Here is a 25,312-nt window from a genome sequence, read left to right as displayed (position 1 = left end):
CCTACTGGATCAGCTCGAAGAAGTCGTAGGTCAGCGTCACCGACTCGATGACGTTCTCGTCGCTCTCGTTGTCCCAGTCGCCAGCGACGAACTTCACGGGCCACGCGCGGGAGAGCGACCAGCGCCGCAGCGTCGTGCCGTCGCGGTCCTGCTGCACGATGTCGAGGTTGCGCTTGTAGTTGACATCGGTCAGGCCGAGGCCGCTCAAGGTGAGCGCCACGTCCTGGAACCAGTCGAAGATGTTGCGGTTCTGGGTAGCGCCGCGAACGAAAATGACGTCTGCGAAGGTCAACCGGTCGGAACTCTTGTTCGGGATGAGCGAGCCGCCCGCGAAGTGCTGGACGTTCGCCACCTCGATCGAGAGCTCGCTGCATTTGTGGAAGCCGGCGTGCGTGATGTTGTATTAGAGTGAAATGTGCTTGATCCACGATGACGCCGTCAAATGCCCTGGAAAAGGACGTGGACCACGGTGGAATGCTGGAGCCGCGCACATGAAACTAACTGTTTCAAAGGACGGCTAGCAGCACCTGGACGTGTGCGCTTCCTCGATGAGAGCAGATGTTTTGTTAGTCTGCGATAAGCCGCCGTATACGGAACCGCGTATACAGTGGTGTGGTAGCCCGGGGCGAGACATCACCCCGGGCTACCCGATTTTTTAGTCGGAGTTGCCGGGGCGCTCGTTGAGCTGAAGGTCGAGCTCGACCTTTCGCATGCCGATGCCGCGGCTTGTCGTGGCGTCGGGCTCGACGTAGCGAAGATCGCGGATGAAGACGGTGTGGCCCTCCTGGTGGGATTGCACCTCGAAGACGGGGAAGCGCACCCAGTTGGCAAAGCCGCGCTGGGAGGGGGCGTTGAGTGCGGCCTGGGCGATGGGGTCGGGTTCTTCGATGGGGACGGGGGCGTAGCGGGAGGTGATGGCGTCTGTGCCGGGCCAGAGGTTGAGTTTGAGGGCGTGGTAGTGGGTGGAGGACCTGGCGAGCACTTCGCGGGCGAAGGGGTTTGCGGCGGCGGGGCCGGTCATCACGGCTTCGGCGTCGACGCCCTGGCTGGCCAGATGCTCGGTGACGCGGGAGGAGGCCAGGGTGTTGCCCAGGCCCATCAGCCCCAGGTAGGTGCAGAAGATGGCCAGGCAGGAAGCCGCCGCCAGGCGGCGTTTGTCGGGGGTGTAGCCCGAGGCGCGAAGGGCAATAATGGCGGCAAGGCCCACCCACCAGGCGATGCGGGCCGGGGTGGGGACCATCTCAGCCAGGGTGATCACGGCGCTCATCGCGGCGCCGAGGATGGCCCAGGCGCCGATGGCCAGGCGACGTTGGGAGTAGGTCAGCACGATGGTGGCGCCCATCAACAACCACATCCAGGGGTCGATGATGAAGAGGGTGTCGCCGTAGAACCAGCGCCCGTCGAAGGGCATCAAAAGTCGCACGCCGTAGGTGTTGAGCCAGTCGAGCGCGGGGTGGCTTAAGGTGCCCAGGTAGGCCAGGCCTAAGGTGACGCGGGGGTCGACGGGGACTTTTTGAGGATCGCGTCGGCGTCGCCAGAGCCGGTCGTAGGCCAGCATCAGGGCGGTGAGGATCAGCGGCAGGAGGATCATGGCGAGCACCCCGTGGGTGTGGCCGCGGCGGTGCAGGAGTGAGGCGTCGTCGCCGAGCACCGAGACGATAACGTCGATGTCGGGGATGTTCGCGCCGATGATCAGGGTGGCGGTCGCCAGCGGGGTGAGCTCTTTGAGACGGGTCTGCGCCAGGGTGGCGCCGGCCAGGGTGTGGGCGATGGGATCCATGATTGAGACTGCCAGAGAGGGAGGGACGAATCGGGAAGACGCCGTCGATTGTGGGGCTTCGGGCAGTCTCGGCAAGGGCGTTTAGCGTATGTTTTGAGGATGCCTCAACGCAACGAGCGCCGCGCCCTCATGCGCTGAGGGGGCGGCGCTCGTTTTTTTCGATCACCCACACACGCTGGACGTGTCTGGGTCTGTGTTTGGCATCACCGGATTAGATAGGTTGGATTGAAAACACCTGACTGAAAAAACCTGATTGAAAAATCGAAAAAATCAGGCGGCGTTTTCGGGGTTGGCGGGGGTCTCTTCGCGGCCGTCGGCGTGGATGGCGAAGCGACCTTTGTCGCGGGGGTGGACCGGGGCGTCGGCGTCAAAGGGCCAGCCGCCAAAGCCGGTGTTCTGGTAGTCGATCATGATCTGGCGGATGTCGCCCTGGTAGTTGCCCACAAAGGGCCCGTGCTGGACCACGGGCTCACCGATGGGGCGGCCCTGCAAGACGAGCACTTCGGCCAGGGTGGAGCCGGTGTTCTGCAGGGTGACCTCGGCGTCGCCTTCGACCTGGGCGCCGTGTCGGGGCTCCATGACGACATCTTCCAGGGTGAGGGCGTCGCCTTCGAAGAAGTAGAGCACGCGGCCGGTCTCGTCGTTGGCGGCCGGAAGCGTGAAGGAGGCGCCGGGTTGAAGTTTGATCGTCCAGATGGCGATGTTGGACTCGTCGCGGGCCGCCCAGGAGCTCGGGGGCGGGGTGGGGGCGTCGAGCCCGTGCAGGGCGCCGGCGATCACTGCAACTTCGCCCACGGTCGCGTCGCCCTCTTTGATGAGGTGGCGCGGGATGGTCTCGTTCCAGAACATCGTGAAGTAGGCGTCTTTCTTTTTGTCTTCGCGCGGCAGGTTCAGCCAGATCTGAAAGAGCTCGGTGGTGTTGGGGTTTTCGCGGTCGAGGAGGGGAAAAGCCTCGGAGTGCACCACGCCTTTGCCGGCGGTCATCCACTGCACGTCGCCCTGGCCAAAGCGCGCGGAGGCGCCCATCGAGTCGCTGTGATCGATAAACCCTTTGCGGGCGATGGTCACGGTCTCAAAGCCGGCGTGAGGGTGGCGCGGAAAGCCGGGGACGGTGTCGCCGTGGTACATCGACCAGCCGTCTTTGCCCGAAAAGTCATTGCCGATGTTGCGGCCGGCCAGAGAGGCGTCGGGGCCCATCTTCTCGTTGGCCACCGGGTAATGGTCGTTGTGGTGCACGCAGAAGAGAAAGGGATCGAGGGTGGGCCAGGGGGTGGAGGTGAGGGGAACAATGGCGCGGATCGCGTCTTTTTTCGTCTCGCTCATGGGGGGCTCCGTGGGGGCAAACAGCGTCATGATGACGGGAAGTTGGGCGCAGTGCTGCAGGGGCAACCTCTGCGCAATCGTCGAAATAACGAGCGAGCAGGGCGGCGCAATCCCCCGCAGGATGGACGGCGATGTTGCGTGAGCGCAACGCGCCCGAGGTGACCTCAGGGGGAGGCGGAGGCGTCGTCGCGGGGGTGAATAAATACAATGCCCTGGTCGCCATCGACGGTGATCAGGTCGCCGTTTTTGATGATCTCGGTGGCGCGGCGAGCGTTGACGACGGTGGGGATGCCGTACTCGCGGGCGACGATGCAGGAGTGGCTTAAGGGACCGCCCAGGCTCATGACGACGCCGGCGGCGGTCAGGAAGAGGGGGGTCCAGCCCACATCGGTGTAGGGGGCGACCAGGATGTCGCCGGGGCGAATCGAGGCGTCTTCGCTGGAGGGATCGAGGATTACGCGGGCCGGGCCGGTGACGCGGCCGGGGCTTCCGCCCAGACCGCTGAGACGCGAGGTGGCGCGGGAGGGGTCGGGGGCGTGTTGATGAGGATCGTCGTCGGCGATGATCTCGTGGCCGCGCAGCAGAAAGGTATCCGGCGGGTCGGGCAGGTGTTTGTAATGGTGAAAGAGCGCGCGTCGGGCCAGCACGCGCAGCGCGAAGGTGGAGGCCAGGTGCGGGGCGCCCAGCCAGGCGCGCAGCTCCGGGGCGGTCAGAAAGAAGACCTCGTCGGGGCTCTGCAGGATGTTGTGTTCGGTGAGACGGCGGCCGCACTCCAGGAAGAAGCGGCGGTAGACGTCGAGGGCGTCGACGACGCGGTCGCGCATGTATTCGCGCTGGCGGGCGTTTTTGCGCGTCAGGCCGATGACCGCCGAGAGCGCTTTACCCAGCGGGGCGGGGAGCTCGGGGGTGGGGAGCTGGCGGGCGCGTTTTTGCTGGCGCACGCTCTCCATGGGGCTGGGGAGGTGCGGGGCGTCGATGAAGCTCTGGAGCACCTCGAAGAGAAAGCTCATGTCTTCGCGCCAGCGGGGTGTGGCGAGCTCGGCCTCGCGGGGGGCGCGGTGGCCGTAGTGTTTGCGAAAGGCGTCGAGCTCGACCAGAAACATCGCCACATCATCATGTTGCGACTGCGCATGCAGCGCTTCATGGACCTCGGCGGGGGCGTTTTCGGTGATCAGGCGTCGCAGGCGCAACGAGCGCCGCGCGATGCGGCCGAGCTCCAGAAGCGCCAGGCCGGGCTCGGCGCTTTTGACGTCCAGGCCGGCGATGAAGTCGCGGGGGGAGGAGGGGGCGTCGATCCCGGTAGCGCCCAGGAGACGGAGTGCCTCGGAGGTCAGCGCGTAGCTCATCAGGAAGTTGGAGCTTACCGAGAGCATCACAAGGCCGGTGCGCTCGAAGAGGCCGTCGAGGTGGTCGAGCTCCCCGAGAAGTTCGGTGGAGGAGAGCTGGGAGAGGTCGCGATCGAAGAACTCGTCGACCTTGCTCGTGAAGTAGCGGCCCCATAAGGGGGCGACAAGCGGCATGGAGAGCTGGGCGCCGAGGATTTTGGGGATGGTGGTGGGCAGGCGTTTGAAGAAGTCGCGTTTGGAGCGGCGCTCGTAGATGTCGCGCACAAGCTCCACGCCGCCTCCGCCGGCCATCTCAAAGAGGCGCTCCGGGCTGAAGATGGGCAGCCCGCTGGCGATGCTCATAAAGCGGGTGAGGTTGAGGTAGATGCGGCCTTTAAAGGCGCGCACAAGCTCGGCGTCGTCGGGCACGCTCAAGCCCAGGGAGCCGAAAGCCTGCTCGAAGCCGCGGCGGCTAAAGCTCTCTAAAATGCTCCAGGTCAGCGGGGTGGCCACCCCGGGCAGGGCTTCGCCGACGTTGGTGTTGGTCCAGACCTGGTCGGGGAGGGCGTTGCGGGTGGCCGAGGTGGTGATGGGGCGAGCCTGGACGAAGAAGAGGGTGGGTCGGTGGGCGCCGGGGTGGGGGAAGGCGTAGGCCCACTCGATGTCGACGGGCAGGCCTAAGGCCGACTCGATGGTGGCGCCGGCGCGGGTGAGCTCGACGCGCTGCTCGGCGCTGAGCGTGGGGGGCTGCTCGGGGGAGGCGTCTTCGCCGCCGGCGGCCACGTGGCGGCGCACATAGCCGGAGTGTTTGTCGAGGTAGAATGTCTCAGAATCCTGGCCCAGCACCACGGCGGTGCCGGCGCCCGGGGCGCAGCTGATCACAACTTCGTTGGTGTCGCCGCTCAAGGGGTTTTGAGAAAAGAGCACGCCGGCGCAGGCCGGTTTGAGCATGGCCTGGACGATGACCGCCATCGGCGCCGGGGTCAGGGTGATGGTGTCGTTGGCCTCGTAGACCAGGCGCTCCAGGCGCAGGGCGCTGGCCCAGACCTGACGGATGGCGTCGACGATGGCCTCGCTGCCCTGCACATCGAGCAGGGAGAGGCCCTGGCCGGCAAAGGAGCGCTGCTGGCCGTCTTCGCCGGTGGCCGAGGAGCGCACCGCCCAGGCGTCGGTGGTGCTCGACGCCAGCCGGGCGTCGATCTCTTCGAGAAGCGTGCGCGGGAGCTCGGCCTCTAAGATGGCCTCTCGGAGCTCAGCGAGGGAGGAGGCCTGGAGGGCCAGGGGGTAGAGGGCGGCCTCGAAGGCTTCGGTGGTGATGACGAAGGCTTCGGGCACGTTAAACCCGGCGCTGACCAGCTGCCAGAGCCCGTAGGCTTTGCCGCCGACGCGCTGGCGGCTGATGGCGCCGCTCTTGCCCGGGGTGCTCAGCCCCAGCGTCCAGCTCGACGGGGCGTCGGGCTGGCGGTGGGGGCCAAAACGGACGATGGGATCAGGTGTCAGAGAGCGTTTCATGAACCCAACTGTGATAGGCGGCGGCCACGCGGGCGCTGTCCAGGGCGATGTCTTCGGGCACGCTGTAGGGGTGCAGCTCGGCCAGGCGTCGGGAGAGCTCGGGGTAGCGCTCCTCGGTGGTCTTGATCAGCAGGGTGTGCTCCTGATCTTCGCAGAGCTCGTCGTCCCACATATAAAAACTGGTGACCCCGGGGATGACGTTGACGCAGGCGGCCAGGCGCTCTTCGACGAGCTGGCGCGCAAGGCGGTTGGCGTCTTCAGGGGGGCAGTTGCAGAGGACGACGCGGACCATGGCTTAGACCTCGGTGGGGGCGGCGTTGTCGGACGTCTCCGTGCGGTCGAGTGCTACCGGCTGGCCGGCGCTGGCCGGCTCCCCGATGGGCTCGATGGTGCCCGCTAAGAAGTGCATGATCAGGTGATCGACAATGGCGCGGGGCTCGGCGTCTTTGAGTGTGCCGTAGACGACGCGCTCGAGGATCACGCGCTCAACCATGCCGATGGTCATCGAGCCCAGGATGGTAAAGTCCATCGGGGCGATGAGCCCGCGCTGGCAGAGAATGCGGTTGAAGTCGGAGAGCATCGCCTGGAGCGTCTCGTAGAAATGGCGGATAAGCTCGTTGATCTCCGGGGCCACGGCCATCGCTTCGTTGAAGAAGATGGCGGTGGAGAGCTCGTTTCTCAAAAGCTCCTCGGTGAGCATCAGGCCGACCCGGGTGAGCTCCTCGCGAAGATCCTCGCGGGAGTCGATCGCGCCGGGCTCCCAGCTGGCCACGGTGGTGACGACCATCTCGAGAAAGTCGCTGATGATCTCGGAGAAGAGCTGCTGCTTACCCTCAAAGTAGAGGTAGAAGGTGCCCTGGGCGACACCGACTTTTTTGACGATCTGGGAGACGCGCGCGGCGTGGTAGCCGTGCTCGTGGAAGACTTCGATGGCGGCCTGCTTGAGCTCTTCGCGGCGTTCATCGCGGCGGGCCTGTCGGCGTTGTCGCTGGGCACTCATCGGGGCTCCAAAAGAAAGAGAGTCGGGCTCGGGCGCTGAGGATTCTCAACCCCCTTACCTCAGTTGAGACAGAAAAGTCAGGCTCAGTCGGCCAGGATATGGTCGATGCGCGAGAGATCGCCGTCGTGTTGGGCGGGCTCCAGCGCCAGAAGATGGGCCATCAGGGCGTAGAGATCCACGATCTTCAGCGTCTCACTTTGCAGGCCCTGCTTAAAGTCGGGGCCAGAGGCGGCGAAGAAGCCGTGCATCTCCTGAAATTCAGGGTCGTAGCCGTGGCCGCCTGGTTTGAACTCCCAGTCCTGACCATAATCGTGGAAAATTGAGTAAGGCGGGTCGGCGATGACAATGATCTCGGGGATGCGTTCGTGGTTGGAGTAGCGCAGACGCTCGGGAAGATCTTCTTTGCGATAGACGGTGTAGTTCTCTTCGGCGGCTTTGAGCGCCTGGTAGACCTCGTCAGCTTTGCCGGCGTCGGGGATAAGGGTGGCCACCGGCGACTGCTCCAGGATGAAAACATCGTTCATATTAATAATTTGGTCGATGCGGATCACTTTGTCTTCGTCCAGCGCGGTCATGCCGTGGTCGCTGACGATGACGATGTTGACGTTGGGCCAGATGCCTGCCGCCTCCAGCTCGTCGATGAGGTAGCCCAGGTTGGCGTCGGCCTCCTGCAACTCATTAAAAAGTCGCGACCCGCGTGGGCCCTGGTCGTGGCCGACGCCGTCAAGGTCAGAGAAGTAGAGGGTGGCGAAGTCGACCGGCTCGTCGCTGCTTAACCATTCCACAACACCGTCGATTCGTTCCCGGTTGGGGGTTTGATAATCATAAGGAACCCACTCCGAAGGTCGTACACCATTGATCTCGGCCTCGGAGCCCACCCAGAAGTAGGTGCCGGCGCGTTTGCCCTGCTTCTCGGCCGTGATCCAGATGGGTTCACCACCCCACCAGCGAGACTGGCCCTGAAGCTCGGCCTTTCTCATTGTTAGAAGGTTGTCGGTAGTAAACCTTCCGGAGTCGGCGTCCCAGACGGTGTTGCCCACAATCCCGTGGTTCTCAGCGTAGAGACCGGTGACGATCGAGTAGAGGTTCACAAAGGTCTTGGTGGGAAAAACCGGCTCAAGCGAGTCGGCGACAACGCCCTGGGCGATGAGGCGATCGAAGTTTGGCGTGGGGGCCAGTGCGAGGTAGTCAGGGCGAAAACCATCGAAGCCGATGAGGATCAGCGGGGTGTCTCCGCTGACCGGATCAGGGGTGGTGTCGTCGCCGTCGGGCTCTTCGGTCGCGTCGGGCTCTTCGGTCGCGTCGGGCTCTTCGGTCTCAAAGCCCGGGGCGTCGGGGGTGTCTTCGGCTGGCGAGGAGGAGCAGGCCGGGGCGGCCAGGAGGAGGGCGGCCAGGAGGGCCAACGCCAGCGCGCGGGTGGGGGAGGTCATGGGAGGCTCGGTGGGGAGAGGGGTGTTGCGGACGCGGGCATAGTGGCGAAGTTGTCTTCCGCACGCAAGGTGCCGGGTTGGGGGGAGCGCGGGGTGGTTAGGAGGTTGTGGGGTTGTGTGGTTGAGGGACGCCGGGGTTCGCGACGTTGGGAGATTTGTGAGGGCGTCTGGTGGGGTGCGTTTTGTGGTCAGGGGGTTATGGGGTTGTGGGGTTGAGGGGCGCCGGGGTTTGCGAAGTTGGTCGATTTGTGAGGGCGTCTGGTGGGGTGCGTTTTGTGGTTAGGAGGTTGTGGGGTTGGGTGGTTGAGGGGCGCCGGGGCTCGCGATGTTGGGCGATTTGTGCGTGCGATGGGGGGCTCGCTTTACGGGCATGTCGCAGGTTGATCACCCGCATATGTTTAAACCCGAGCGCCATCAGGTCGGACGACGCCGAATAATCACCCGCAAATTCCCCAACCCGAGCGCATCCAGGGCGACGTCCAGCAAGGAGGCAGGGATGAAGCTGTAGCTTTAGCTACCGGCGACGACGCAGCGACGTCGCTGGCGTTGTCCTGGGTGCGCTAGGCACGGGTGAACCATGCGAGATATTCGACATTTCCGGCCGGGCCGTGGACGGGGCAGTCGATGCCTTTTACGAAGTGCATGCCGCTGGCGAGTGCCTGAGCGATGACGCGTTCGATGGCGTCCTGGCGAGCCTGGGTGTCGCGGACAACGCCGCCTTTGCCGACGTTGTCGGGGCCGACTTCGAACTGGGGTTTGATGAGCGTGATGAGGTCGGCGGTGGGGGAGAGGAAGGGGAGGGTGGCGGGCAGGACGAGATCGAGCGAGATGAAGGAGCAGTCGATCACGGCCAGGTCGCAGGAGGCGTCGAGGGCGTCGGGGGCCAGGTGGCGGATGTTCTGGCGTTCCATGTTGATGACGCGGGGGTCCTGGCGGAGTTTCCAGGCGAGCTGGCCGTAGCCGACGTCGACGGCAAAGACTTTGAGGGCGCCTTCCTGGAGGACGCAGTCGGTAAAGCCGCCGGTGGAGGCGCCGACGTCGATGACGACTTTGTCGGTGCAGTCGTAGCCGAAGGCGTCGAGGGCGGCTTTGAGTTTGAGGCCGCCGCGGGAGACGTAGGGGAGCTCGTCTCCCTTGAGCTCGATGGGGGCATCGAGGGGAATGCGGGTGCCGGCTTTGTCGACGCGCTGGCCGTTGACGAAGACGTCACCGGCCATGATGCGGGCCTGGGCGCGGGTGCGGGTCTCGACGAGCTCGCGCTCGACCAGCAAGAGGTCGAGGCGTTGTTTGGTGGCCATGGGTACGGCTCTGCAGCAAAGAAATGAAAAGATCGACGACGAGGTGGTGTTAGCTCTCTTCGTCGTAGCCGTAAACGTCGGCCAGGAAGTGGGGGCGGCCCTCATCGTCGACGCTCACGGTGTAGTACTCGATGTGCACCGGCACCTGGTGGGTGAGGAAGATGGGGGTGTATTCGCCGCCTTCGAGGATGCGGTCGACGTTGGGATCCTGGCCGTCGAGTTCCAGCAGGGCTTCGGCCATGGTCAGGGGCTGCTCCATGCGGATGCAGCCGTGGCTGTAGCCGCGCACCGGCTGGGAGAAGAGGGGCTTATGGGGGGTGTCGTGCAGGTAGATGTCGTGAAGGTTCGGGAAGATGATTTTTACAAAACCCAGAGCATTATCTTCGCCGGGGAGCATGCGCACGTACTCCCACGTGCGGCCGGGGAAGGCGACCTCGTAGCGGTTCTCCTCGTACCAGGAGGGGATGTGGTCGGGGTTGGTCACCGAGACGTCGACGATGCCGGTGGCCGGGTCCAGGTAGGGGAACTGGGCCTTGAAGCGTGCAGCGCCATCCTCACCGGGGAAGTGGTGGTTGATGATGCGCTGGAGAAGATCGCTTTTGAAGGCGCGGGTGCGGCCGGTCTCGGTGGAGCGCATGGTGGTGAGCGACTCCAGAAGATCGACGGGTTCGGGGGCGACGGGGATGGCGGGACCATCATCGGGGTCGCCGGCGGCCGGTGCGCGCGCAGGCTGGTCGACCGGCGCGTTGGCGGCCTGGGCAGAAGCATCTTCTTGAGGAGGGCGCCCCACCATCCCGGCTTCGCGCTGAGGGGCGGCGGTCGACGGAGCGGCGCCGGGCTGTGAGCCGAGCAAGTTCGGGCGGAAGACGCCCTGCGTGGGAGCGGATGTGGGTCGGGCGGTGGCGGACTTGAGCATGTTGCTCAAGCGCGCCGCGTAGCCGCCCATGACCTGCTTTTTGACTTCGGGGAGGATCGACTCGGCGCGGATGCGCGGGGTGACGTTCCAGTAGGGGTTGTAGATGATGCGGTCGATGTAGGCGGAGACGGTGGGCGTCTGGTTGGCGCGCTCTTCTTCGCCGGTGAGGGGGTTGACCTCTTTGTTGTTGTTGCCCACGACGACGGCAAAGCGCAGCCTGCGCTCCTGCTCTTTCCAGAGTTCGACGTTGAAGTCGGGGATGTTGATAAAGACGTAGGAGTCGTCTTCGGCGTGGCGGGTGTTGGTGGAGTGCCAGCGCTTGATGTTGCGCGCGATCTGCTGAAGACGGCGCTCCGCGGGCACGTTGACCGAGTACCAGAAGACGTTATGGGGCCGGCCGTTGGCGACCATCTGGTGGGTGTGCTGGTACTCGCGCACCGCCTCCTCCAGCGCCTCGTCGTAATGCTCGTCGATGGGGGCGTCTTCAGGATAAAAGCCCTCAATGCGCAGGCGCTGCTTGAGGTGGGTGACGGCCTCGGAGCGCTGCCCGGGCTTAAGCGAGCGCGGCGTGGGGACCTCTTGCCAGCCGCCGGCCTCGACGATGTCGCGGTAGCGGCGGAAGGCGTTGACCAGGCCCATATACTGCGGGTTTTGCGGGGGCAGGCCGTCGATCACGCGCTGCGCGTCTTCCAGGGACTCGGTGGCGATAAGCGCGCTGAGCGTATCCTGAATCCCCTGATTGAAAATCTCGTCTTTGCGGCGGTTGGCCATCTCGGTGGCCACATGGGAGGCCTGGCGCCAGACCTGGCCGGCGCGGAAGGGGCCTTTGGCCTTGTCGGGACGCGTAGAGCGGCTGTCGGGCTCGTTGTACTCATCCCAGTGGCGCTCGTGCACAAAGATCTCTTTGAGGCGGAAGTAGCGCAGCTCGCGGGCATAGCGGGCAAGGCCCAGGGCCAGCAGGCGCTCGAGTTTGGCCTCGATGGCAATCACGTCGGCGGACTTCTCCTCGTAGGCCTTCAGGGCCTCATTGAGGCGCTGGCCTTCGGGGGCGTTGAGCAGAGCGTCGGTGAGCTGCGGGTGGCTCTCTTCGGTGAGCGCAAAGGTGGAGACGGGCTGCTCGGTGAGCCAGGCGGTGGCCGCGGCGACCTCGGCCTCGGTGGGTTTGAGGCCTTCGAAGTCGGCGTAGGCCTGCTTTCTGCTCTCAAGCTCTTCAAAGAGGCGGGCCAGCTCATCGAGGCGGTAGGGGACGGCGTCGAGCTGATGATCTTCGACAAGCTGCAGGGCGTTCCAGAGCGCTTCGCCGGCCGGGGTCAGTGTGGCGTTTTTGACCAGCGCGGGCTCATACTCCCGCTCGCGGTAGATCTGGTTGACCAGGGTCGCATAGGGGGGCTCACCGCTCTTCTGGCCAGCCTCATCGCCCTTCTCAAAGGCGCCTTTGAGGGCCTGACTTGCGGCGGCCGAGGCGCTCTTCTCGCGCAGGGCGTCTTCGAGCGTGGGGGCCCACTCGGCGGTGTAGCTCTGGGCGGCCGCCGGCTCAATGGTGGGCTCGGAGCAGGCGCTCAGGGCGAAGATGGACGAGGCCAGAAGTCCCATCGCCAGGCGGCGCAGCGAGTGAGGGGCGCGATGCGGGGTATCGAAGTTCATGGGTGTCGGGGCGCCCGAGAGGCGCGGTAAGAGGGCCGAAGAGGCGGCTGGAATGCTTAAGAAGTATAAACCAGGGGCTGCGAAAGATTAAGAAAAGCTGATCCGCTTTTCTGTAAAGTAAAGCAGCGATCGCATCCGTCAGGATAAAAAATCCTCAACAAACATCCGATCTTAGCTCGCCGCGCGCCTGTCGGGGGGTAGATTTCAGCGCACGCGTTGCCAGCGGGAGCGGGGGATCTCCGAGGAGGTGGGCGGCGCGCCATTACCCAGGATGTAGATGGCGCGTCGGTTGGCCTCCTCCGCCGTCTCATCCGGCGTAGATTTCGCCAACACCGACTCGCCGAACCCCTGATAAAAGACCGGGATGTCGAGGCCCTGTGCGGCGAACCAGCGGCCGATGGCGCGGGCGCGGCGCTCCGAGAGCTCCTGGTTGCTCGACGCGTTACCCACCGTGTCGGTGTACCCGGCGATGTAGAGCTGCATCTGCAGGCCCTTGTCGCGGTGGGCGCGCATCGCCTCCTGCACGCGCTCCAGAGTCTCGGTGAGCTTGGGCAACTCAGCGTCCTGCCAGGTGTGTTCCCCGCTGTCGAAGACCACGCTCTGGTGAGGAATCTCGACCCAGAAAGGCTCCAGGATGAAGGACTCCCAGAACCCCTCGGTGTCGTGTACGGCCACGCGCAGCGCGGCCAGATCGCCCTCGGGGACTTCAAAGCGAAGCTCGATGTTGCCGCTGGCCCCCCGATGCTGCGAGGTGTGCGTGCCCAGGGGGCGGTTGTTGGCGTCAAAAAACTCGATCTCAACCTTCTCCACCGGGCGGTTGACGTGAATGGGCAGGCGGCCCTGGCCGAGCTCAACCTCGTCGGTGTCCACCTCGACTTTGAGCGCTTCGGTGTAGGCGACGTCAAAGGTGAGCTCGAACTCCACCGGCTCCCCGTCGATGTCTTTTGCGCGCAGGGTGACGGTGTAATCAAAAGTTCCCGGGGGCTGCTCGATGATCACCTCTTTGACCTCACCGCGCTCAAGGCTCCCCAGCCGCCGGGTGGTGGTGTGGCCGTCGGAGCGCTTAAAGGTGAGCTCGGCGTCGCTCAGCGCCGCCGGAGAGCGCAGGGTAAGCGAGGGTTGGCCCTGGCCGACCTGCACGCGGTTGTTAACGCGGTACTCAAAGTCCTGGGCGCTCGCCGCGCCAGCGCTCAACGCGAGCATCAGCAGCGAGGCGCCGCTGAGGTGAGCCAGGGTGCGCAGGGGCTTTCGAGTCAGGTTGGAGAGTGAGGGAAGAGTCAAAAACTTCATCGTCGGGCGCCGGGGGTAAGAGGGGGGCCGATGGCCGGTGCGTCGCACTGTGGTATACGACGTGGCGAGGCGTCGATTCAATGCGAGTCGACGCCGCAGGTGCGGGTCAAGCGAGGAGAAGTGCGATGGGTGAGGCGGTCAAGGTCCGCGATGCGGCCACGGTGATGCTGGTGCGCGAAGGCGCACAGGGGCTTGAGGTGCTTTTGATGCGCCGCCACAGCGGGCATGCCTTTATGGCGGATCGCTGGGTGTTTCCGGGCGGTCGGGTCGATGGGCACGACGCCGATGAGGCGCTCAAGCAGGCGTTGTCGCCGGGGTTTGAGCCGACTGAGGGCCTGGCCGAAGATGAAAACACCGCGCGTGCGCTCTATGTGGCGGCGCTGCGTGAGGTTTTTGAAGAGACGGGGATGATGCTGGCCACGCTCGCAGACACCGCTGACAATAACACAAACCTCGCCGCGATCTTTCAGGCCGAGCCGGAGCGCTGGCAGCGGTGGCGTCAGAAGCTCGATGCGGGGAGTGTCTCGATGGGGGTGTTTTTAAACGCGCTGCAGGAGGCCGCCGGCCGACCGGTGCGCCTGGACGCCGCCGGGCTTCATTATTACGCGCGCTGGATCACGCCGACCTTTGAAAATCGGCGCTACGACACCCGTTTTTTTGTGGCCCGGGCGCCGGCTGGCCAGACGGTCCAGGTCGACGCACGCGAGCTTGTGGACAGCCGCTGGCTTCGCCCTGCGGAGGCCATCAAGGCGTACCGCGAGGGTGAGATTTTGCTCGCGCCGCCGACCCTCTGCGTGCTGGAAGATCTGCAGCGTTTTGAGGCCCCCGGCGACCTTGCGCGTTTGTTTGCAGACATCGAAAAAACCTCGATCGACCCCGTCCTGCCTCAACTTCTCGAGGATGCCGCCGGGGGCGGTGAGGCGGTGCTTGTGCTCCCCGGCGACGCGGCCTACCGCGAGGAGCGAGTCGATGTGGAGGTTGCGCGCTGCCCCCCGGGCCACACGCTGCGCGAGCGCAGCGGGGTGACCCGTGTGGTGCGCCGCGACGGTCAGTGGTGGACCGAGCGGGGCTGAAAAACCGTCAGGAGGGCCGGCCTGTTTTCAGGGGGAGGCCGACGCGGCGGCTTTTGATGCCTCCGGGGTGGGGAGCTGGCGCAGGGGCTGGAGCGCCTCGGTGGTGCGGCTGATATCCGCGCCGGAGGGCGCCTGAAACGCGCGCAGCCCGAAGCGGGGAAGCGATGCCAGGATATGATCAAAGACATCGCCCTGAATCGCCTCGTACTCAGTCCACACCGTGGTGTTGGTAAAGACATAAATCTGAAGCGGTAGCCCCTGGGGAGTGGGCTCCAGCTGGCGCACCATGAAGGTCATGTCTTTATGAATGCCCGGATGTTCGCGCAGGTAGAGCCCGATGTAGGCGCGCAGCGTGCCGATGTTGGTGAGCCGGCGCTGGTTGATGCTCTCGGTGGCGAACTCCTCGGAGAGTGTTTTTTCGTTATGGTCGCGGATCTCTTTGAGTTTTTGATCGAGGTAGGGGCGCAGTACCCGGATGGTGCGCAGCCCGGCGATGTCCTCGTCGTCTAAGAAACGCACCGAGCCCAGGTCCAGGTGGATTGCGCGCATGATGCGCCGGCCGCCGCTCAGCTGCATGCCTCGCCAGTTTTTAAAGGAGTGCTCCAGAAACTTATGGGTGGGAATGATCGTGAGCGTGCGATCCCAGTTCTGCACCGTGACCACGTTGAGCGCGATGTCGGTCACGTCGCCGTCGGCGTTGAACTGGGGCATCTCGATCCAGTCGCCCACGCGCAGAAGATCGTTCTGGGTGAGCTGAATGCCGGCCACAAGGCTCAAGAGGCTGTCGCGGAAGACCAGCAGGATCACCGCGGTCATCGCGCCCAGACCGCTCAGGAGGATCAGCGGGGAGCGGTCCAGCAAAAACGAGACGATCAGGATGCCCGCCACGCAGTAGACGAGCACCTGCACCACCTGAAGATACCCCTTGATGGGGCGGTCGCGGTTGACCGAAAAGCGCCGGTGCAGCTCATTGAAGGTCGAGAGCAGGGCGCTGATGCTGCGGGCGATCGCCACGATCACCAAACACAGGCAGATCAGTCGGACAGCCTCGCTCAGCGCCGGGGGAAGATGCGGCACCCAGGTGATGCCCAGCTGCAGGGTGAGCAGGGAGGGGAGCGCCGCCAGCCGGTGCAAGACCTTTTGCTCCACCAGGATATCATCCCAGGCAATCGAGCTCATTTTCGCAAAACGGAGCAGCGCCGGCAGGGCGATGCGCCGCGAGATCAGCGTGACGATCGCCAGCGCTAAAAGAAGCGCACCCAGCCCGAAACCCAGCGCGTAGAGCGCCGAGGGGTCGAAGGCCTCAAGCCAGTCTTTAAAGGGGAGGATGTCCATACGAAGCTCCTGGAAAGATGCAGGGGCCCCGGGCAGACGTGGTGAAAGGCGGACTAAAAGAGCCCGGAGCGCTTAACAGTGACAAGGCCGGCGGAGGGGCCTTCGATGACCTGAAAGCGGGTGAGGTGTTGGCCCTCACAGAGGCCTGTGTGGCACAGACCGGAGCGCGGGTCAAAGCGGGCGCGGTGCATCGAGCAGACGACCGAGGCGTCACGTGGATCAAAGAGCCGCGAGGGATCTTCGCCAAGAGGCACGCCCCAGTGGGGGCAATAATCGTCGAAGGCGACCAGCGTGTGTGCATCGACGCGCAAAAGCACCCCGCGGCCTTCGCCGCCGGTGCGGTCGCGGTAGGCAAAATGGCAGGCGTCGCCGGGCGCTTTGAGCGGGCGGCTGTCCACGATGGCCAGGGCGTCGGAAGGTGTGGAGGGCATGGCAACGTTTGGGGGGGGCAAGGTCGAAGAAGTTGGCTCAGGCTGCGGCGATCAGGCCTCTGCGATAACCCGGCTCAGCGCCAGGGCCTGGGCCATGATCGTGACCTGGGGGTTGGCGCCCAGCGCGCTGGGAAAGAGCGAAGAATCCACAATATAGAGGCCCTCGTGGTCGTAGGTGCGACCATCCTCCTGGCGAGCGACACAGAGCTTCGGGTCGGCGCCGATGCGGCAGGTGCCCATCGGGTGGCTCGCGTAAAGCGAAAGATCGCCGGGGGTGTGGTGGATGCGCACGTGATCGTTGGCCGCGTTCACGCTCTCAAAAAAGCGGCTCTTGCGCACCATCGGCATCACGCGTCGCGACCCGGCCTCAAAGAACATCTCCACCAGGGTGTGCAGCCCGGCGGTGAGCTTTTTCTGGTCGTCGCGACCGAGCACATAACGCACGTTGGCGCGCTGATCTTTGCCCGGACTGACCTGGCCCGAGGAGCTGTCGCGGATGAGCAGGCCGCAGGCGGCGATGTTGCGAAATTCTCGTAAAAACTCCGCGCTCACATCCACGCCGGCGCGTGCGGCCTGGCTCAAGAAGACGTCGGGGGAGGCCGAGAAGGTCTCCAGCAAGATCTCCGGATCGTCGGGGTGGTGGGCGTAATAGCCCTGGGTGGCGCCGGCCCACAGGCGGATGGGATGGTCGAACTTTGCGAGCACGGCCACGGTGGGGTGCACGTGCAGGTTCAGCCCGACCTGGCCGCTGGAGTTGGCGAGCCCCTGATTGAGCAGCAAAATCGGGGTGTTCACCGCGCCGGCCGCAAGCAAGGTGCGGCTGGCTTCAATGGTGTGTTGCACGCGCACCTGGCGCGTCTGGGGATGGCGGGTGTGGGCAACAAGTCCGGTGACGCGGCCCTGGGCGTTGAGGGTGAGGCGCTCGCAGCGGGTGTCGGCAAAAAGACGCGTATTATAGCGGAGCGCACGGGGAAGCCAGGTGATGTCGGCGGTGGCTTTGCCGCCGGTGGGGCAGCCGGTCTGGCAGGTGCCGCAGCCCACACACCCCGGGGCGTTTCGGGGCATGTAGGCGTGATCGAGGCCCAGCTGGCTAAAGCCGCGCTGCGCCACCCGGGCGTTCTCACCCGCAAGCGCGGCGGGGGTGGGCGCCACACCGATGACTTCCTCGACTTCCGAGAAGATCCGATCGCGGCGCTCCGACCCAAAATGGGCAAGCCCCCACTGCTCGACCCACTCCTCAAGCACCGCATCCGGCGCCCTGAAACAAATCGCCGAGTTCACCAACGTGCCTCCCCCCACCCCTCGCCCGCTGGCCAGGGGAATGAACGCGTTTCCCTGCATCACGCGCGTGGCCTGCTCCTGCATCAGGTGTTTGGCCGCCCAGCTTTGCTTTCGTTTAAAGCTGTGGCGCGGCCAGAAGCGCCCGTCTTCGACGATGAGCACGCTTAAGCCGGCCGCCGCAAGCGTCGCCGCGCTCACAAGCCCGCCGGGCCCCGCGCCCACAATGGCCACGTCGACCCTGTGGGTGATCTTCTCGGGGGCGTTTTGCGCCTCGAAAGTCTCGTAGGTCTGCAGCTTCTGACCCAGGTGATCTTCGGCGGAGTAGTCCAGGATGGTCTCGCTCATCGTCGCGCTCGCTGGCCGGTGGGGCCGTGAAAGTTCATTCCCACTCCCCGCAGGTGTAGTCGATGCCCGCAGCGAGTATGACCTCGGGGGCCTCGCAGTAGCCCATGGCGAAGATCATCTTGAGCGCCTTAAAGGCGTCCTGGCGCGCGCCGAAGCTGGAAGTGTCCCAGGCGCGCAGGATGGCCTGGCGCTGGCGGCGGCTGCGCTCCGAGAAGGCGCGCGGGGGGAGCGTGGCCAGGCGCCCGAAGTCGTCGATGGCGTGCAGCAAGAGGCGTAAGAGGTTGGCGGTGTCTTCGGGGATGGCGCTTAAATAATCGTCGACGGCCTCGACCACGCCCACCGCGTTGCCGGGCGGCATGCCCAGGTGGTCTCCCGGGTAGAGGGCATCGCAGATGGCGCGGCAGATCTCGACCTCGCGCGCGCTCAAGGTGGCCGTCGACGGGGACGCCGGCTGATCGTACCAGCCTAAGCCGACGCGAGCGGTGCCGGCGGCCAGCACAAGCGCGGGCACGCCCATCGCGCTGACTTTCAAAAAGGTGCGCCGTCGCATTGCGTCCATCGCCAGCCCTCGTTTGAGCCCTGTCTTCGGGGGATTCGCCCTGTGGAAAACCTGTGCAGAACCACCCGGCCGAGTGTTTTAAATCGCCTCAGAACCCCAAGGATAACGCTTCAGGAGGTTGAAGCGTAGTAAAAACCGACCGGTGGGTTGGTTTGTTGGAAAACATGGCCAGGCGCTCAGGGATTCCCCCGGTCCCGATCGCTTCCCGGCGGTGCGACGCGCCACGTTGCGATGCTCCGATGATCCGATGATCCGATGATCCGATGCTCAGATGAGCAGCGCGTGGTTGAGCACGCCGATGCCCACGCCGAGCACGATCGCGTTGAGGGCGACCAGGCGATGGCTGAGCCCGGCCTCGTGCAGAGCGGCCAGCACGAGGGTGCTGGCGAGCAGTTCGGGGAGCAGCCCGTCGCGAAGCGCCTCGGAGGTCTGCGGGTGCATCAGAAAGGCCGCCGGCGGCATCAGGCTGAGCATGGCGACCACGAGCGCGCGAAGTTGAAGGGGCAGAGTTTTGAAAAGATGCTGCTGGACTGCGCCCTGCCAGAAGAGGGCGGCCAGCGCCAGGCCCAGGCCCAGCATCAGGCCGAGGGTGGCGCTCTCGCTGAGCCAGGTGACCGGGCGGAAGCGGGCCGGGGTGTTGGTAAGTGACATCACGCCCAGGGTCAGCGGAGCGACCAGGGCTGCAAAAAGGGGGATATGGTGCGGCCGGAGCGCGGGGGTGGCGCGGGCCTGGCCGGGCTGCACCTGACCCACCAGAAAGGCCAGCGCGGCCAGTGTGGCCGGGGCGAAGAACCAGGCGCCGGCGGCGGCCTGAAGTTGGCCCTGGGCCAGCGCCACCAGCGGTGGCGTCAGCAAAAAGTGCGCGGCGGCAAGCCCCACCGCGGCGGCCAGCGCCAGGGGCAGAAGCATACGCGGAGGCGTCGAGGCGATCTCCGACGAACGATCAGAAGCGTTCTCCGAGCGAAGATCGGTGGAGGGCTGGGAAGATGGCTCGGTCATGAGGTGGCCTGCTTTACCCGGGGGAAGTCGGGGGCATATTTGAGAGGAGGGGACGACAAGGGTCTTTGACGAGGTGCGATCATGATCAGCCCGAATTGGCTTGTCCAGTCCAGTGCGATCGGTGCCGCAGGCATCCTGGCGTTGGGCATGGGGATGTGGGGAACAGGGGTGTGGGAGACCGGGGCGAGTGGGGACAGGGAGGTGAGCCCGCCAACATCATCGCAGGTGATCTGGGTGCACGGGGAGCGCGGGCTAAGGGCCGCCGGCACCATTCGCTACACCGAAGGCGTCGCGCGTGAATCACGTATCGAGCGCGCCCGACGCCTCAACGCGGAATACAGGGAGGAGCGCGAGGCGCGGCGTCGCGCGCAGATCCTCACGCAGCGCGCCTTTGAGGCCAGCCGCCAGGCCGCCGAAGAGGCTGCCAACGCCGACGCCGCAGTAAGCTGGGCCGAGCGTCGCGCGCAGCGCCAGGCCGAGCTGGCCGCGCGCGAGGTGCGCGCGCAGGCGGTGCGCACCCATCTCTTTGAACTCTACGCCGGGCCTCAATGCGTCGATGTGATGTTTGAGCCGGCCGAGACTCCCGAGCCGCACGAACATACCAGCGACCCCGATGCCTTCTTGCATCCCGCGTCGCAGGAGGCCACCGAGGTCACCCGCCAGAAGGTGGAAGATAGCCTGGAGCGCGCTCTGGAGGAGATGCAGCGCGCCTTTACGCCCTGAGCGCATGCATGAGTGAAGTTGGCCGTGCGTCGTTGCGCGCGCGCTCCTGACACGCCACGCGACGTTGCATGCCTGAATAAACCTGAATAAACCTGAACAAAAAACAAAACCCCCGCGGGCTGACGCCCGCGGGGGTTTCTTCATGCGTTGGTGCTAAGCAGCCTTAGCCGATGATGCAGGTGCCAAACTCCGAACCGGAGACCGGCGCGCACTGGCCGCTGCAGCAGTCGGCGTTGCTGGTGCAGGCGACGTTGGCCGGGAAGCAGCCGAAGCCACAGGTGCCTTCGCTGCCGCAGACCAGGTTGCCGCAGCAATCCGCATCCGACTCACAGCTCGAGCCGTTGATGGAGCACTCCGGGCAACCCTCATCGACGCGGCCATCACAGTTATTATCAACACCGTCGCAGGTCTCCGCCGAGCAGCTCTCACACTCCAGCGGCTCGCCGCAGGTCTGGTAGTAGAGGTCGCAGAGGCCGGTGGGCTGCTCGGGCACACAGGCGTTGGCGCAGCCCATCTTGATCTGCAGGTCGAGGGCCTCGGCGTCGATCGCGCGGACCTGCGAGCAGGCCGACTCCGAGAGGGTCAGCACGTTGTCGTTGGCGTTGTAGGAGAGGTCGCTCTGGGGCAGGTAGGTGCCGTTGACCGAGACCCAGATCTGATTGGGATCGGGCGGGGTCTGGTCGAGGTTGTAGGAGCAGCTCACCAGGATGTTGGAGATGTCGCGCACGGCGTTCGCCAGCTGGGTGGCGTCGCTGGCCAGGTATGGCGAGCCGGTGCCGCCGGCGGTGGCGAAGGTCTGCAGACTGGGAGAGTCGAAGGCGAAGCCGACCACGAAGGTGTAGACGCCGCGGTTGCGCAGTTCGACGATCTTCTGGCGCGCGCCTTCGACCTCGCCGCAGCCCGGCTCACCGTCGGTGATGAGCAGCACGGACTTGACACGCTGATCGTCGAGCGGGTCGTTGCCGTCGCTGACGCGATCGTTGTTGATCACGTTCTGAAGCGCCCAGTCCAGCGGGGTGCCGCCGTTGGGGTTCAGACCGCTGTAGGAGTTCTGGATGGTGGCGGCGTTATGGTCGCCCATGGACAGGCGGTTGGTCAGCGCGGAAAGGTTGCAGTTGCCGGTGAAGGTGCCCACGCCAAAGCGAATCTCATCATGAAGTTCGGTGGCCACGGTGTTCATCCCGGCCACGGCGCGCTCCCAGCGGTTGGGTCGGCTGCTGTCGCTCGGTCCACCCACGCCGTAGTCCATGGAGCCGGAGAGGTCGAGCACGACGTAGACGTTGGGGTTAAGGCGCTCAAACTCGGTGGTCTGTTCTTCGCAGATGGGGATCTGACCGGGCTCCGGCGCGCAGGCGTCACCCACCACAAGGCCGTTGTCGCCGGTGGGGTTGCCGGGGCTGGCGGTCTGGTCAACGTTGGCCGCAAAGGGGCAGTTGTCGCAGGCATCGCCGATGCTGTCGCCGTCGCTGTCGGCCTGGTCGGCGTTGGCCACGTCCGGGCAGTTGTCCAGGGTCGAGGGGGTGCCGTCGCCGTCGTCGTCGGTCACCGTGTCGACGTACTCCACACCCGGGGCGCAGGCGTTGCCCATGACAATGCCGCGATCATCGACGGGGTTGGTCGTAAACGCCGCTTGATCGGTGTTGGAGGTGTCCGGGCAGTTGTCGCAGACATCGCCGATGCCGTCGCCGTCGCTGTCGGCCTGATCGGGGTTATGGGCAAAGGGGCAGTTGTCGTACTGGTTGGGCACCCCGTCGCCGCTCTCATCGTCCCAGGGGGGAAGATCATCGCGCCCGTCATGAGGATGGTCCGCATCGATAAGATCACCGCCGCCATCGGTATCGCCGTCACCGGCGTCACCGGGATCGCCCCCGTCGGGATCATTGGAGTCTTCACCACCGGGGCGGCATTCGCCGCTGACGGGGTTGCGCTCCTGGCCGTCCGGGCAGCTGGTCACTTTGGTTTCATCTGAACAGGCCAGAGCAGTCAGCGCGATCAGCGCGGGGAGCGTCCATTTTATGAGCGTTGTTCGCATGGTTCGTACCCTGTGAGGTGAGGAGCGCGTTGCAGGGAAGTCAGCGTGGCGCGAAATGATGTGGACCGGGAATAACCCAAACTCTGTAGACGCGATGGTATCAAAAGCCCGCGAAGCTTTCGACAGAATTTCAGCCGCTTTTAGGAGCTTCAGGTGTAAATCGTCGTAAAAGTCGGCAAGTTTTGGTGACGTGCAACGTCTTACGATGCTGTGAGCACATGTTGCGGGCGCTGGCTACGACGTTCAAAACTTCGCATCGTCGACGCTTTGCGACGCAGTCCACGACGTTCTCAACGCAGCAGCGATGATCGCTGACGGTGTCCTAATCCATGTCGCGGCGGCGCAGCGTGAGCGCCACGCCGCTGAGCAGCACCAGGGTAAAACCTCCCAGCGCCCCCAGATCCGGAAGCTGGCCGGCCTGCGCCTCCCCGTAAAAACGATCGAGGGGATGGGGCATCAGCGGCATCGCTACAGGCATCTCCGGGGTGGCCATGGGCAGCTCATCGAGCGGGATCTCGTAGGCCAGCGCGCGATCTTCGGTGTGGATCATCGCCTCAAAGCCAAAGCGGCTAAAGGTTGTGGCGCTGAGCGCGCGGGTGAGCGTGTCCATGCGCTCCACCGGCATGATCGCCCCGCCTAAAATCACCTGGGGGATGAGCACAATCGGCACCAGCGCAATCGCCGCCTCGCTGGTGCGCACCGCCGCCGAGAGCAACAGCCCGGTGGACAGCCCGGCCAGCGCGCAGAGCCAGAGCGTGAGCAGGTGCACCAGCGGGTGGCCGTGAAAACCCAGCGGGCCGTAAGTCAGCGAGAGCAACGCCACACATTGGATCAGGCAGAAGAGCCCCAGCACCACAAACTTGCTCGCCACATAGGCCGGGATCGAGAGGTTGACCATGCGCTCGCGGCGGTAGATGGCCTGCTCCCCCACGATCTCGCGCGCGGCGTTGGAGCCCCCGAACCAGATCGCCGAGATCACCAGCAGAAAGAGCGCCAGCGGGGTGTGCTCCATGCGGGTAAAGACCCCACCCTCATCCTGAAAAAAGACCAGGTTGAGCAGGAGCGCCACGATCGGGGCCTGGATCAACAGGATCAGCGTGCCGACGCGATCTTTGAGTTTGATGTTGAGGTAGCGGTGGATCAGCGTGCGCAGCTGGCGCAGCTCAAAGGTCGGGGGCTTTCGGCGAGTATCCGGGCTGAGGTGAACCTCCTCGGAGGCGCGTCTTCGCGCGGCCACAAACTCTTCAAAATACGCGCTCTGGCGGTAGCGCGCCGCAAAGGTCTCCATCGGCTCGCCGGCGCGCGCGGCGGCCACCAGCGGGCGCATGCAGCTTCCCGGATCGTTTAAAAGGGGCTCGGCGGCCTCCGAGTCGGCGTCGACCTCCGGATTAAAATAGAGCATCGAGTCGGGGAAGGCCGGCCCGTAATAGACCTGCTCGCCATCGGCCAGGTAGAGCGTGTTGTCCATCAGCCGATAGGCTTTAAGCGAGGGCTGGTGGATGGTGAGCAGGATCGTCTTGCCGCGGTCGGCCAGGCGCCGCAGAAGCTGCATCACGTTAAGCGCATCTTCGCTGGCCAGGCCGCTGGTGGGCTCATCGAGGCAGAGCAGGCTGGGGTCGGTCAGAAGCTCCATCGCCAGGTTCACGCGCTTTCGCTGCCCGCCGCTGATGCCCTTTTGCTCCGGGGAGCCGATGCGCAGGTCGGCGGTCTGGGCGATCTCCAGATCATGGAGCACCTGCCAGATGCGCTGGTCGATTTCCTGGTCGGTGGTGTCCGGCGGAAGACGTAACTTCGCGGTGTAGTAGAGCGACTGGTAGACGGTCAGCTCGCTGTGAATGATGTCTTCCTGAGGCACATAACCGATGGCGCCGCGGTAGCGATCGTAATGCGCAAAGATCTCATCGCCGTTGAGCAGTGTGCGTCCGTACGAGGGGCGCGTGTAGGCGATGAGCGCGTTGAGGAGCGTGGTTTTCCCGGCGCCGGATGGGCCGAGAAGTCCAACGATTTCCGTGGGATACACCGTAAAGGAGATGCCATCGAGCAGGCGGCGCGTCCCTTGCGGGGTGGGGACCTCCACGCGCAGGTTCTCGGCCTGCAGCAAGATGTCGCCGCGGTAGGACTTCTGAAGGCGCATCTTCTGAAGATCCAGGCGCAGCGCGAAGCTGCCCAGGCTGAAGATCTGATCGTGCTCAATGGGCGCGCGGCGGATGCGCTGGCCCCCCACAAAGGTGCCGTTTGCGCTGGAGAGATCTTCGAGAAAAAGCCCGCCGGACTCGCGCACAAGCCTGGCGTGATGGCGCGAGACCTGCGGCGACTGCAGCACAATATCGTTGGTGGGTCCTCGCCCCAGCGTGATCACCGCCTTATCGGGCGGGAGGCTCAAAGGGCCGCCGGAGCGCGGGCTGGCGGCGCGTTGCGTAAACTCTTTGAGGCGGCTTAAGGGAAAGCGGTAGCTGCCTAAAAAGAGCACGTCGTCCTGGCCCACCTCGGCCTGGGTGAGCCGGCGGTGGCGGTCGCCCAGGTAGGTGCCGTTGGCCGTGCCCAGGTCGCGCGCAAGCCAGCGCTGGGGGCCCAGCGGGGTGAGGCTCACATGTCGGCGAGAGATCTGGGGGGCGTCGAGCACGATGTCGCAGCCGTGGTCGCGGCCGATGATCAGCGTGCGCACCGAGGTGCCGCTCCGGGTGTTGAGCGCTGGCAGGCGCACCCGCTGCTTGCCGACCTGCTCGCGGCGCGCGCGCTGCTGGGGGCTCTGAAGTTGAATCTCGGTGCGGGTGATCTCGGCGTCGAAGTCATCAAACGCCGGCGCGCTGAGCTCGCGCGCTCCGCACGCCGGGCAGAAGGGCGCGCCGGGCTCGATCGGGGCGTCGCATTGCGGGCAGCGCTGGCGCGTCATCAGCAGTCTCAACCGAGGGTGGGGGGAGGCCTTATGACAGGCTCGTCTCCACAGGCTTGCCACGCCAATAGCGTTTTGACAATTCCGAGCGCGCTCACTTATAAGAGTGCAGATTCTCTCCGA

The 25,312-nt window shown here is 65.0% G+C and carries 19 protein-coding genes; 2 read left to right on the top strand and 17 right to left on the bottom strand.

From position 1 onward, the window contains the following. Position 1: 1 nt before the first annotated feature. The 10 genes from FRC98_RS12920 to FRC98_RS12875 form a co-directional block, all read right to left on the bottom strand. Positions 2-397, bottom strand: coding sequence for a phage tail protein (locus tag FRC98_RS12920; protein WP_146981852.1), 396 nt, complete (start codon positions 395-397; stop codon positions 2-4). A 258-nt stretch (positions 398-655) separates the two neighbouring features. Then, positions 656-1,780, bottom strand: a complete 1,125-nt coding sequence (locus tag FRC98_RS12915) for a metal-dependent hydrolase (protein WP_146981851.1) — start codon at positions 1,778-1,780, stop codon at positions 656-658. A gap of 270 nt (positions 1,781-2,050) precedes the next feature. After that, positions 2,051-3,103, bottom strand: coding sequence for a pirin family protein (locus FRC98_RS12910; protein ID WP_146981850.1), 1,053 nt, complete (start codon positions 3,101-3,103; stop codon positions 2,051-2,053). Between the two features lie 164 nt (positions 3,104-3,267). Then, the gene (locus tag FRC98_RS12905) at positions 3,268-5,940 is read right to left on the bottom strand and encodes a PEP/pyruvate-binding domain-containing protein (RefSeq protein ID WP_146981849.1); all 2,673 of its coding nucleotides are present in this window, start codon (positions 5,938-5,940) and stop codon (positions 3,268-3,270) included. Then, complete coding sequence (gene cutA, locus FRC98_RS12900; RefSeq protein ID WP_146981848.1) at positions 5,918-6,232, bottom strand: divalent-cation tolerance protein CutA; 315 nt, start codon at positions 6,230-6,232, stop codon at positions 5,918-5,920. Before cutA ends, FRC98_RS12905 begins: the two co-directional genes overlap by 23 nt. 3 nt (positions 6,233-6,235) lie before the next feature. Further along, positions 6,236-6,940 carry a TetR/AcrR family transcriptional regulator gene (locus FRC98_RS12895; protein ID WP_146981847.1) on the bottom strand — a complete coding sequence of 235 codons (705 nt, stop codon included), beginning with the start codon at positions 6,938-6,940 and terminating at the stop codon, positions 6,236-6,238. An 83-nt stretch (positions 6,941-7,023) separates the two neighbouring features. Beyond that, entirely contained in the window at positions 7,024-8,370 is a 1,347-nt protein-coding gene (locus tag FRC98_RS12890) for an alkaline phosphatase family protein (protein ID WP_146981846.1), read from the bottom strand. 560 nt (positions 8,371-8,930) lie between these two features. Next, entirely contained in the window at positions 8,931-9,668 is a 738-nt protein-coding gene (locus FRC98_RS12885; RefSeq protein ID WP_146981845.1) for a TlyA family RNA methyltransferase, read from the bottom strand. A gap of 49 nt (positions 9,669-9,717) precedes the next feature. After that, positions 9,718-12,228, bottom strand: coding sequence for a L,D-transpeptidase family protein (locus FRC98_RS12880; protein WP_146981844.1), 2,511 nt, complete (start codon positions 12,226-12,228; stop codon positions 9,718-9,720). Between the two features lie 204 nt (positions 12,229-12,432). Further along, positions 12,433-13,518, bottom strand: coding sequence for an OmpA family protein (locus tag FRC98_RS12875; protein ID WP_146981843.1), 1,086 nt, complete (start codon positions 13,516-13,518; stop codon positions 12,433-12,435). Between the two features lie 125 nt (positions 13,519-13,643). Here FRC98_RS12875 and FRC98_RS12870 point away from each other — a divergent pair, with 125 nt between their 5' ends. Further along, the gene (locus FRC98_RS12870; protein WP_146981842.1) at positions 13,644-14,591 is read left to right on the top strand and encodes an NUDIX hydrolase; all 948 of its coding nucleotides are present in this window, start codon (positions 13,644-13,646) and stop codon (positions 14,589-14,591) included. Between the two features lie 27 nt (positions 14,592-14,618). Here FRC98_RS12870 and FRC98_RS12865 read toward each other — a convergent pair whose 3' ends face one another. From FRC98_RS12865 to FRC98_RS12845, 5 genes are all read right to left on the bottom strand, one after another. Next, positions 14,619-15,926: a mechanosensitive ion channel family protein gene (locus FRC98_RS12865; RefSeq protein ID WP_230467569.1), complete on the bottom strand. Its 1,308-nt coding sequence runs from the start codon at positions 15,924-15,926 to the stop codon at positions 14,619-14,621. A 53-nt stretch (positions 15,927-15,979) separates the two neighbouring features. Then, complete coding sequence (locus FRC98_RS12860) at positions 15,980-16,357, bottom strand: Rieske (2Fe-2S) protein (RefSeq protein ID WP_146981841.1); 378 nt, start codon at positions 16,355-16,357, stop codon at positions 15,980-15,982. Between the two features lie 51 nt (positions 16,358-16,408). After that, on the bottom strand, positions 16,409-17,983 hold the full coding sequence (locus FRC98_RS12855; RefSeq protein WP_146981840.1) for a GMC family oxidoreductase: 1,575 nt from the start codon (positions 17,981-17,983) through the stop codon (positions 16,409-16,411). 34 nt (positions 17,984-18,017) lie between these two features. Next, a complete protein-coding gene (locus FRC98_RS12850) occupies positions 18,018-18,542 on the bottom strand; it encodes a gluconate 2-dehydrogenase subunit 3 family protein (protein WP_146981839.1) in 525 nt (174 codons plus the stop codon). A 267-nt stretch (positions 18,543-18,809) separates the two neighbouring features. Beyond that, positions 18,810-19,541, bottom strand: coding sequence for a hypothetical protein (locus FRC98_RS12845; RefSeq protein WP_146981838.1), 732 nt, complete (start codon positions 19,539-19,541; stop codon positions 18,810-18,812). Positions 19,542-19,622: 81 nt separating this feature from the next. Here FRC98_RS12845 and FRC98_RS12840 point away from each other — a divergent pair, with 81 nt between their 5' ends. Continuing rightward, positions 19,623-20,264: a hypothetical protein gene (locus tag FRC98_RS12840; protein ID WP_146981837.1), complete on the top strand. Its 642-nt coding sequence runs from the start codon at positions 19,623-19,625 to the stop codon at positions 20,262-20,264. Between the two features lie 163 nt (positions 20,265-20,427). Here FRC98_RS12840 and FRC98_RS12835 read toward each other — a convergent pair whose 3' ends face one another. Together FRC98_RS12835 and FRC98_RS12830 are read right to left on the bottom strand one after the other, a co-directional pair. Then, on the bottom strand, positions 20,428-22,218 hold the full coding sequence (locus FRC98_RS12835) for a VWA domain-containing protein (RefSeq protein WP_230467568.1): 1,791 nt from the start codon (positions 22,216-22,218) through the stop codon (positions 20,428-20,430). Positions 22,219-22,618: 400 nt separating this feature from the next. Further along, positions 22,619-25,189, bottom strand: a complete 2,571-nt coding sequence (locus tag FRC98_RS12830) for an FHA domain-containing protein (protein WP_230467567.1) — start codon at positions 25,187-25,189, stop codon at positions 22,619-22,621. Between the last annotated feature and the right edge of the window lie 123 nt (positions 25,190-25,312).

The organism is Lujinxingia vulgaris (assembly GCF_007997015.1).
Lineage (GTDB): Bacteria > Myxococcota_A > Bradymonadia > Bradymonadales > Bradymonadaceae > Lujinxingia > Lujinxingia vulgaris.
This window is presented reverse-complemented; position numbering and strand designations above follow the sequence as displayed.